The following is an 8,249-nucleotide window of genomic DNA, read 5'->3' on the forward strand; positions in this document are numbered from 1 at the left end:
GCCCTTCTGATTTGCTCACTGACTTACTCAACGAGGAGTTTGAATGACTGTCACAACTACGACGTCCACCACCAAGGAGTTGCTCGACTCGCCGGTTCTCAAATCGGCCATCTCCAAGGCGTCCTTCCGGCTCATGCCGATGCTCGTCATCCTCTACGTCGTGGCCTTCCTGGACCGCACCAACGTGGGCTTCGCCGAGGCAGCCCTCGAGGTAGACAAGGGCATCACCGCCGGCGCGTATGCCCTTGGCGCCGGCATCTTCTTCATCGGCTACGCCCTGTTCGAGATTCCGTCCAACCTCCTGCTGACCAAGTTCGGCGCCAAGGTCTGGCTGGCACGCATCGCCATTACCTGGGGCATCGTCTCGGCCTGCTTCGCCTTCGTCCAGGGCGAAACGTCATTCATCATCCTGCGGTTCCTGCTGGGTGTCACCGAAGCCGGGCTCTTCCCGGGCGTCATCATGTTCCTCGCCGCCTGGTTCCCGAACAAGGTCCGTGTCAAGATGTTCGCCATCTTCTACTTGGCACAGCCGTTCTCCCAGATGATGGGCGCGCCGCTGTCCGGCTGGCTGATCAACATCGGCGACCAGGTCCCTGGCGTCCAGGGCTGGCAGGTCATGTTCTTCGTCGAGGGCATGCTGGCCGTGCTCGCCGGTATTGCCGCCTACTTCTTCCTCATCAACAGCCCGCAGGATGCCAAGTTCTTGGACAAGGACGAAAAGAAGGCACTACAGGACGTCATGGCCCTCGAGGACACCGTCAAGGAAGAAACGGGCCCCCGTGGCGTGCTCGCGGCCATGAAGAACGGCAAGGTCTGGTACTTCACGGTCATCTACTTCTGCCTCCAGATCGCGGTCTACGGCGTGACGTTCTACCTCCCGCAGCAGGTGGCCCAGCTGACCGGCCAGAAGGTGGGCCTCGCCGTGGGCCTCATGGCGGCCATCCCGTGGTTCTTCGGCATCTTCGCCTGCTACTTCATCGGGAAAGCGGCAAACACGGTTGTCCGCCGCCGTGTCTGGGGCACCGGGCTGTTCATCTCCACCGGCCTGTGCATCTTCGGCTCCGCCTGGGCCGGCGCCAACCACGTCCCGGCGCTGGGCATCGTCTTCATTTCGCTGGCGGTCTGCAGCTTCCTCTCGATCGGTCCCATTGCGTGGTCCTACCCGACGGCGTTCCTCACTGGAACCGCCGCGGCTGCCGGCATCGGACTCATCAACTCGCTGGGTAACCTGGGCGGCTTCGTGGCCCCGATTCTTCGGACCACGGTCAACCAGGTCACCGCATCGGACACTGGAACCATGGGTGTCTACGCGCTCGGCGTGCTGCCGTTCCTCGCAGCAGCGATGATGTTTGGTACCCGGAAGTTCACGAACAAGGCTGACGAACTGCTGGAAAAGTAGGCAAGACAGGCGGCTGACGCAGGTGCCCGATCGAGAGTCACAGCGATCGGGCGCCTGCGCCAACCCGAGAATGTCAGTACACGAACGAAACGGCAGGAAACCACATGACGCAGCCCGTCCCCACCAGCACCGCAGGCACCATTTTCGTCGGCGTCAGCACCAAGATGTACCTGGGCTACCGGGACAGCCTGCGCTGGCTGGGCGAACTGCGCCGCGAAGTGGACGCCCGTCCGGCACTCGATGCCGGCCGGGTGGTCCCGTTCGTCATTCCGTCCTTCCCCATGCTGCCTGCTGCCGCCGAGATCCTGGCCGGCTCGCCGATCCTTCTCGGCGCCCAGGACTGCGGCTGGGCGGACGGTCCGTGGACCGGCGAGGTGTCGCCGTCACTGCTTTCGGAGCTCGGCGTACGCCTCGTGGAGATCGGCCATGCCGAACGGCGCCGGCACTTCGGCGAGGATGACGCCATGATCGCGCTCAAGGTCAAGGCAGCCGACGACGCCGGCGTCACCCCTTTGCTGTGTGTCGGCGAGGAGACCGCGGGGCCGGCTTCCGGGACGGAGTCCGGGTCCTCCGCCGAGGCCGCGGCGTCGTTCGTTTACGGTCAGATCAAGGCTGCGACCGGCGGAGACTGGGAGCTCGCCTCCCGGCTGGTTATCGCGTACGAACCGGTATGGGCCATCGGCGCCGCCGAACCTGCCGGCGCCGGCTACGTCTCTGACGCCGTGAAGCACCTTCGCGGGCGGCTCGGCGTGCACGGTCTGGCCGGCCTGCCGATCATCTACGGCGGCTCCGCCAAGCCGGGACTGCTGCCGACGCTCGACGGCGTGTCCGGGCTCTTCCTCGGACGGTTCGCCCACGAGGCAGCCAACTTCGGCAAAGTGCTGGATGAAGCCCTGGCGCAGACCGGCGCCCACAGCGTGGCACGGAACGAACAGGGCTAGAGGAACGCCTCCCGCCCAGTCCCTTCGCTCAGGACAAGTTGGCCGTCCTCGATGGACACCAACAGGCTCTTTGGCCGCCCGTGCAGCTTCTTCTCCGCCATGAGGTTACGGCTGATCACCTCCACGCCCACGGTTGCGCCTTTCGCGGGCAGCTCCACAGACACTTCCTCAGCCATTCCGAGCAACTCCCTCGTGGTGACCTCGCGGTCATACCGGGCTTCCTTGCCGTTGACAGTGATGGCGACGTCGTCGTCATGGAAGCCATCCTGGAGAATGATGAGCAATTCCTGCATGGTGCACCGCCTACCTGGAGGATTTCTGCTGCCTACAGTCACTACACCACTTAAGCCCACACCTGGGTAGACCGGGTTGCTGCGCTGGCGCCGGCCCGGTTCGGGTGTTTGCCTGCGCGGTGCTTTCGTCCGTTCCGTGCCGGACCAGGCTGTGTAGGGCAAAATGTTGTGGTGACCCAAATCCCGCAAGCCCCTTCCACGCCCTCGCCAGCCCAGAATCGGAGCCCGGTACGAACCCCTGAGAACGACGGCACGGGCGATCTTGCCCAGCGCATTGCCGCGCAGATCGCTGCCGAGCTCGGCGTCAAGGCCTGGCAGGTGAAAGCAGCCGTGGACCTGCTCGACGGGGGTTCCACCGTTCCCTTCATCGCCCGCTACCGCAAGGAAGCCACGGGAACGCTCGACGATACCCAGCTCCGCGATCTCGACGAGCGCCTGCGCTACCTCCGCGAACTCGAGGACCGCCGTCGTGCGGTTCTTGAGGCGATTGCCGCGCAAGGCAAGCTGACTCCGGAACTCGAGGCCGCCGTCGTCGGGGCGGACACCAAATCAAGGCTTGAGGACATCTACCTGCCCTTCAAGTCCAAGCGCCGCACCAAAGCGCAGATCGCCCGGGAGGCCGGGCTGGAGCCGCTCGCCGACGCGCTGCTCAAACGTCCCGAACTGGACCCGGAGCGCGAGGCGGCGAAGTACCTGAACACCGAACACGCCATTGATGATGCTGCCGCGGCGCTCGCCGGCGCACGCTCCATCCTCGTGGAACGCGTGGCGCAGGATCCGGATCTCGCAGAAACGCTGCGCGAGCGCCTCTGGACGCAGGGCCGGATGGTGTCGCGCGTCAAGAAGGGCAAAGAGACTGAGGGCCAGAAGTTCGCGGACTACTTCGAGTTCTCGCAGGCCCCCAGCGGAATGCCGTCGCACCGCGTCCTCGCGTTGCTGCGCGGCGAAAAAGACGGCGTGCTGGAGCTCGACCTCGCCGAGGCGGACCCGGCCGACGACGACGCCCTCGCCGCCGCGCGTGCCCGTTACGAGTCCGCGGTGGCCAGGTTCCTCGGGGTTGCGGACCGCGGCCGCCCGGCGGATGCGTGGCTCCTCCAGACTGCGCAGGTGGCCTGGCGCTCCCGCGTGATCGCAAGACTGACGGCTGATCTGCGCGGGCGGATGTTCGCGGCAGCCGAAGATGAGGCCGTCCGCGTGTTCGCCGCCAACCTGCGCGACGTGCTGCTCGCCGCGCCGGCCGGAAACCGCGCCACTCTTGGCCTGGATCCCGGGCTGAGGACGGGCGTGAAGGTGGCCGTGGTGGATGGCACCGGAAAAGTGGTGGCCACGGACACGGTGTATCCGCATGCACCGGCCCGCAAGTGGGACGAAGCGTTGGCGACGCTCGGCCGGCTGGCGCGCCGGCACGCCGTCGAACTAGTGGCGATTGGCAACGGCACGGCGTCGCGCGAGACGGACAAACTGGCTGCCGAACTGATCAAGCAGCTGTCCGCCACGGCAGGTGGGGGAGCGCCAGCTGGAGCAGCGGCAGCGCCGCAGAAGCTGGTGGTGTCCGAGGCCGGCGCGTCCGTGTATTCGGCGTCGGCGCTGGCCGCGGCTGAACTGCCCGGCATGGACGTGTCCCTCCGCGGGGCGGTGTCGATTGCGCGGCGCCTGCAGGATCCGCTGGCCGAACTGGTGAAGATCGATCCGAAGTCGATTGGTGTTGGGCAGTACCAGCACGACGTCACGGCCGCCAAGCTGGACCGCAGCCTGGATGCCGTGGTGGAGGACTGTGTGAATGCGGTGGGCGTGGACGTGAACACGGCGTCGCCCGCGTTGCTGAGCCGGGTGGCCGGCGTCGGCCCGCTGCTGAGCGAGAACATCGTGGCCTACCGCAACGAGCACGGTCCGTTCGCCAAACGCAGCGAGTTGAAGAAGGTGCCGCGGCTGGGTGCGAAGGCGTTCGAGCAGTGCGCCGGGTTCCTGCGGATCACCGGGGGAGCGGAGCCCTTGGATGCGTCCAGCGTCCACCCGGAGTCGTATCCCGTGGCCCGGAAGATCATGGCCGCCGCGGGTGCGGCTTCGGGTGCCGTCTCGGGTGCCGCCGCCTCGGGTGCCGCCGCAGGCAAGGCCGGCGGGGGCAAGGCCGGCGTGGACTCCCAGGGAGGGCTGCCATCCGGCGGACTTTCCGGGGCCAGCGCCCTGAACCCGCAGGACTTTGTGGACGGCACGTTCGGTCTGCCGACGGTGCGGGACATCATCGCCGAGCTCGAGAAGCCAGGCCGCGACCCCCGCCCAGCGTTCAAGGCGGCCACGTTCTCCGAGGGGATCGAGAAGATTTCAGACCTGAGGCCCGGGATGGTGCTCGAGGGGACGGTCACCAACGTGGCAGCGTTCGGCGCGTTCGTTGACGTTGGAGTGCATCAGGACGGGCTGGTGCACGTGTCGGCGCTGGCCAACCGCTTCGTTTCCGACCCGCGGGAAGTGGTGAAGTCGGGGCAGGTGGTGCGCGTGAAGGTGCTCGAGGCCGATGCGGAACGGAAGAGGATCTCGCTGACCCTGCGGCTCGATGACGAACCGGCACCGGCCGGCGGGCGCCAGGCCGCCGGTGGTGGCCGTCCTGGGCGTGGCGGCGGTTCGGCGGGCGGGGGCGGTTCTGCGGGCGGACGTTCCGCGGGCGGCGGTACTGCGGGTGGCGGCCGCAGGGAGAAGCCCGCGCCCCAGAAGCCTGCGGCCCAGAAGCCTGCGCCCGCTCCGGCGAACACTGCCATGGCGGAAGCGCTGCGGAAAGCGGGCCTCGCTAAGTAGGCAAACCGGCAAGGAAACCGAGCACGTGCCCGCCCGCTGCACCGGTGCGGGCACTGTCTGGGATTAGAGTACGGTCCGTGTCGCAGGCGCGTTGTCCCGGACACCATCGAACCTGGTGCCTAGAGTAACGGCATGAGTTTCACGCCGCCGGACCCCTTCACCACCCGCCCCACCCTGCAAGGCACGTTCGGAATGGCTGCGTCGACACACTGGCTCGCCACGGCAACAGCACAATCTGTGCTCGAGCGGGGCGGCAACGCCTTCGACGCGGCGACCGCGGCCGCGTTCGTGCTCCACGTGGTGGAACCCCACCTCAACGGTCCCGGCGGCGACATGACCGGCTTGTTCTGCACGGCCGAGGAACCGGGCAGGCCGGTCGTGCTCATGGGGCAGGGCCCGGCGCCTGCCGGAGCGACCGTGCAGCACTACCGGAGCGAGGGGCTGGAGCTCGTGCCGGGCTCCGGTGCGCTCGCCGCCGCGGTGCCGGGCGCCGTCGACGCCTGGCTTTTGCTTCTCCGGGATCATGGAACCTGGGAACTCGCGGAGGTGCTGGACTTCGCGATCGGGTATGCGCGGGACGGGCACCCTGTTCTGGGGCGGGTCGGCTCCACCATCTCGGCGGTTTCTGAGCTGTTCCGTGACCATTGGCCAACGTCAGCCGACCTGTGGATGCCAGGCGGACGGATTCCCGAGGAGGGCGAGCTGGTCCGGAATCCCGCCCATGCCCGCACCTTGCAGAGACTGGTTCAGGCCGGCGCAGGCATCGGCGAGGCTGTGGGTGCGGCCGCCGCCCACACCCGCGAGTCGCGGATTGACGCCGCCCGCCGTGAATGGAGCGAGGGCTTCGTTGCCCGGGCCGTGGCCAAGGCCGTGCAGACGCCACACCGGCACTCGTCCGGGACGGACCACCGCGGCGTGCTGACCATGGCCGATATGGCAGGGTTCCGGGCGAGCTATGAAGAGGCCTCCACTCTTGAATTTCGGGGACACAGGATTGCCAAGACCGGACCTTGGGGACAGGGACCGGCGCTGCTGCAGACCCTCGCCATCCTGGAGGGCTTCGATGACGAACACCTCGATCCGTCCACTGAACTCGGCGCCCACACGATCCTCGAAGCGCTGAAGCTCGCGCTCGCCGACCGCGAGGCGTACTACGGTGACGCCGATGTGCCGCTGGACTACCTGCTGTCCGCAGACTACGCGGCTGAGCGCCGCCAGCTGATCGCCGAGCAGGCTTCCCACGAGTTCCGTCCGGGCCGGGTCCCGGGCCGGGAACCGTATATCCCAGTCCTGCGTACGGAGTACGTTGCGCCCGCACACACGGGTGACGACGGCGGTTCGGGTGACTCCGGCGGTACCGCCAGCGGTGCCAGCTGCTATGCCGCCGCCGGGGTGGGGGAGCCGACCGTGGGACCGACAGGGGAGACCCGCGGCGACACCTGCCACATCGACGTCGTGGACCGCTGGGGGAACATGGTCTCTGCAACGCCGTCAGGGGGATGGCTGCAGTCGTCGCCAACAATCCCGGAACTGGGCTTTTGCCTGGGTTCCCGGCTGCAGATGACGTGGCTCGAGCCGGGAACCCCTTCCACGCTCACTCCCGGCAAGCGGCCCCGAACCACGCTGACTCCGACCCTCGTGCTGCGCGACGGCACCGCAGTCGTGGCGCTTGGCTCGCCAGGCGGGGACCAGCAGGACCAGTGGCAGCTCTTGTATCTGCTGCGGACCATCGTCGGCGGGTACTCGCCACAGCAGGCCATCGATGCGCCGGCCTTCCATACGACGTCCATGCCGGGCTCGTTCTGGCCCCGCACCTGGGAACCCGGCGGGGCCGTCGTCGAGGATCGGCTGGGTAACGATGTCATTGATGGGCTCGAGCGAAGAGGGCACCGCATCACCCGCGCCGGTGACTGGACGCTGGGACGTCTGTCCGCCGTCGTGCGCGACCCGGCCACCGGCGTCCTGCAGGCTGCCGCCAATCCGCGTGGTGCGCAGGGTTACGCAGCCGGGCGGTGACACCTGAAGGGTGGCATGCCCGCTGGCCTCCAGAGGGTGCGGTTCTTTCGTCGCTTCAGGCACGTCGGACTTTCGGCCATCCGGGCTTTCTGCAAGGCTGGGACCATGACTTACTTCCTGGAGTACACGGTTCCCGCTGGCCCCGACAACGCCGAATTCGAGTTCCCGCACGACGAAATCCGGACGGGGAACACCATCCCGCTCTCGGAGACGGACGCTGAAATCGTGCACACGCCCGAGCTTCAGGCGCGGACCGGCATCGTCGGTGCCACAGTCCCGGAAGCCAAGCTCGAAGCTGAGCAGCTCATCATCCATAGCCGGGCCACCCAAGCCTCACTGTATGAGGACCCGTCAAACTCGCTCCAGTCTGGGATCGGTACGCTGGTTGCCACGTTCGTGGAAGGCAGCGGCTGGCAGGATGCCTAGCATGTAGTGCCCATACGGGACAGCAGGGCGCCCGGACTCCTTTGAGGGTCCGGGCGCCCTGTTGTTTCTATCGGTGCAGCCCTGCTTCCCATCACGCCTTGTGTCTGGCCGTCCGAATCTGCGGCTGTCCGGTCCATCCAGATTCCATCGGGGTTGTACTGCATGGGGCGCACCGGGCCATCACTACCACTGGGTCCTCCAGTTTGCTGTGAGTCATTTCCGCGGCCCAGGGCTCAGGCCTAAAGGACGCCACGTTGGTGATCGCCCTTATTTCCGCGTGTTTATGTGCGGTGGTGGTGGTTGCGGCGGGGTTTTTGGTGGGGGTCGATGTGGGGTGGCGGGATGAACCAGGGGATGCCGGATCGCATGTGGATGGTCCATTGT

The 8,249-nt window shown here is 67.1% G+C and carries 6 protein-coding genes; 5 read left to right on the forward strand and 1 reads right to left on the reverse strand.

Annotated features, from left to right (window positions below):
* Positions 1 to 43 precede the first annotated feature (43 nt).
* A complete protein-coding gene (locus AC3A3W_RS11590) occupies positions 44 to 1,399 on the forward strand; it encodes an MFS transporter (RefSeq protein ID WP_214972689.1) in 1,356 nt (451 codons plus the stop codon).
* Between the two features lie 104 nt (positions 1,400 to 1,503).
* On the forward strand, positions 1,504 to 2,340 hold the full coding sequence (locus AC3A3W_RS11595; RefSeq protein WP_487442893.1) for a triose-phosphate isomerase family protein: 837 nt from the start codon (positions 1,504 to 1,506) through the stop codon (positions 2,338 to 2,340).
* Here the strand turns inward: AC3A3W_RS11595 and AC3A3W_RS11600 are convergent.
* On the reverse strand, positions 2,337 to 2,633 hold the full coding sequence (locus AC3A3W_RS11600; RefSeq protein ID WP_487442895.1) for a hypothetical protein: 297 nt from the start codon (positions 2,631 to 2,633) through the stop codon (positions 2,337 to 2,339). The two genes, AC3A3W_RS11595 and AC3A3W_RS11600, sit on opposite strands and share 4 nt — an antisense overlap.
* A gap of 171 nt (positions 2,634 to 2,804) precedes the next feature.
* Between AC3A3W_RS11600 and AC3A3W_RS11605 the strand changes: the two genes are divergently transcribed.
* The 3 genes from AC3A3W_RS11605 to AC3A3W_RS11615 all read left to right on the forward strand — a co-directional run bounded on the left by AC3A3W_RS11605 (position 2,805) and on the right by AC3A3W_RS11615 (position 7,865).
* Positions 2,805 to 5,423 carry a Tex family protein gene (locus AC3A3W_RS11605; RefSeq protein ID WP_487442897.1) on the forward strand — a complete coding sequence of 873 codons (2,619 nt, stop codon included), beginning with the start codon at positions 2,805 to 2,807 and terminating at the stop codon, positions 5,421 to 5,423.
* A gap of 132 nt (positions 5,424 to 5,555) precedes the next feature.
* The gene (locus AC3A3W_RS11610; RefSeq protein ID WP_487442899.1) at positions 5,556 to 7,439 is read left to right on the forward strand and encodes a gamma-glutamyltransferase family protein; all 1,884 of its coding nucleotides are present in this window, start codon (positions 5,556 to 5,558) and stop codon (positions 7,437 to 7,439) included.
* A 105-nt stretch (positions 7,440 to 7,544) separates the two neighbouring features.
* Positions 7,545 to 7,865, forward strand: coding sequence for a hypothetical protein (locus AC3A3W_RS11615; RefSeq protein WP_487442901.1), 321 nt, complete (start codon positions 7,545 to 7,547; stop codon positions 7,863 to 7,865).
* Positions 7,866 to 8,249: the final 384 nt, after the last annotated feature.

The sequence above is a fragment of the Arthrobacter sp. Soil_N43 genome (genome assembly GCF_057655195.1).

What these genes read in the sequence shown, in the direction of transcription:
- AC3A3W_RS11590 (WP_214972689.1), top strand. Translation starts at nt 44, where the DNA reads ATGACTGTCACAACTACGACGTCCACCACCAAGGAGTTGCTCGACTCG.
- AC3A3W_RS11595 (WP_487442893.1), top strand. Translation starts at nt 1,504, where the DNA reads ATGACGCAGCCCGTCCCCACCAGCACCGCAGGCACCATTTTCGTCGGC.
- AC3A3W_RS11600 (WP_487442895.1), bottom strand. Translation starts at nt 2,633, where the DNA reads ATGCAGGAATTGCTCATCATTCTCCAGGATGGCTTCCATGACGACGAC.
- AC3A3W_RS11610 (WP_487442899.1), top strand. Translation starts at nt 5,556, where the DNA reads ATGAGTTTCACGCCGCCGGACCCCTTCACCACCCGCCCCACCCTGCAA.
- AC3A3W_RS11615 (WP_487442901.1), top strand. Translation starts at nt 7,545, where the DNA reads ATGACTTACTTCCTGGAGTACACGGTTCCCGCTGGCCCCGACAACGCC.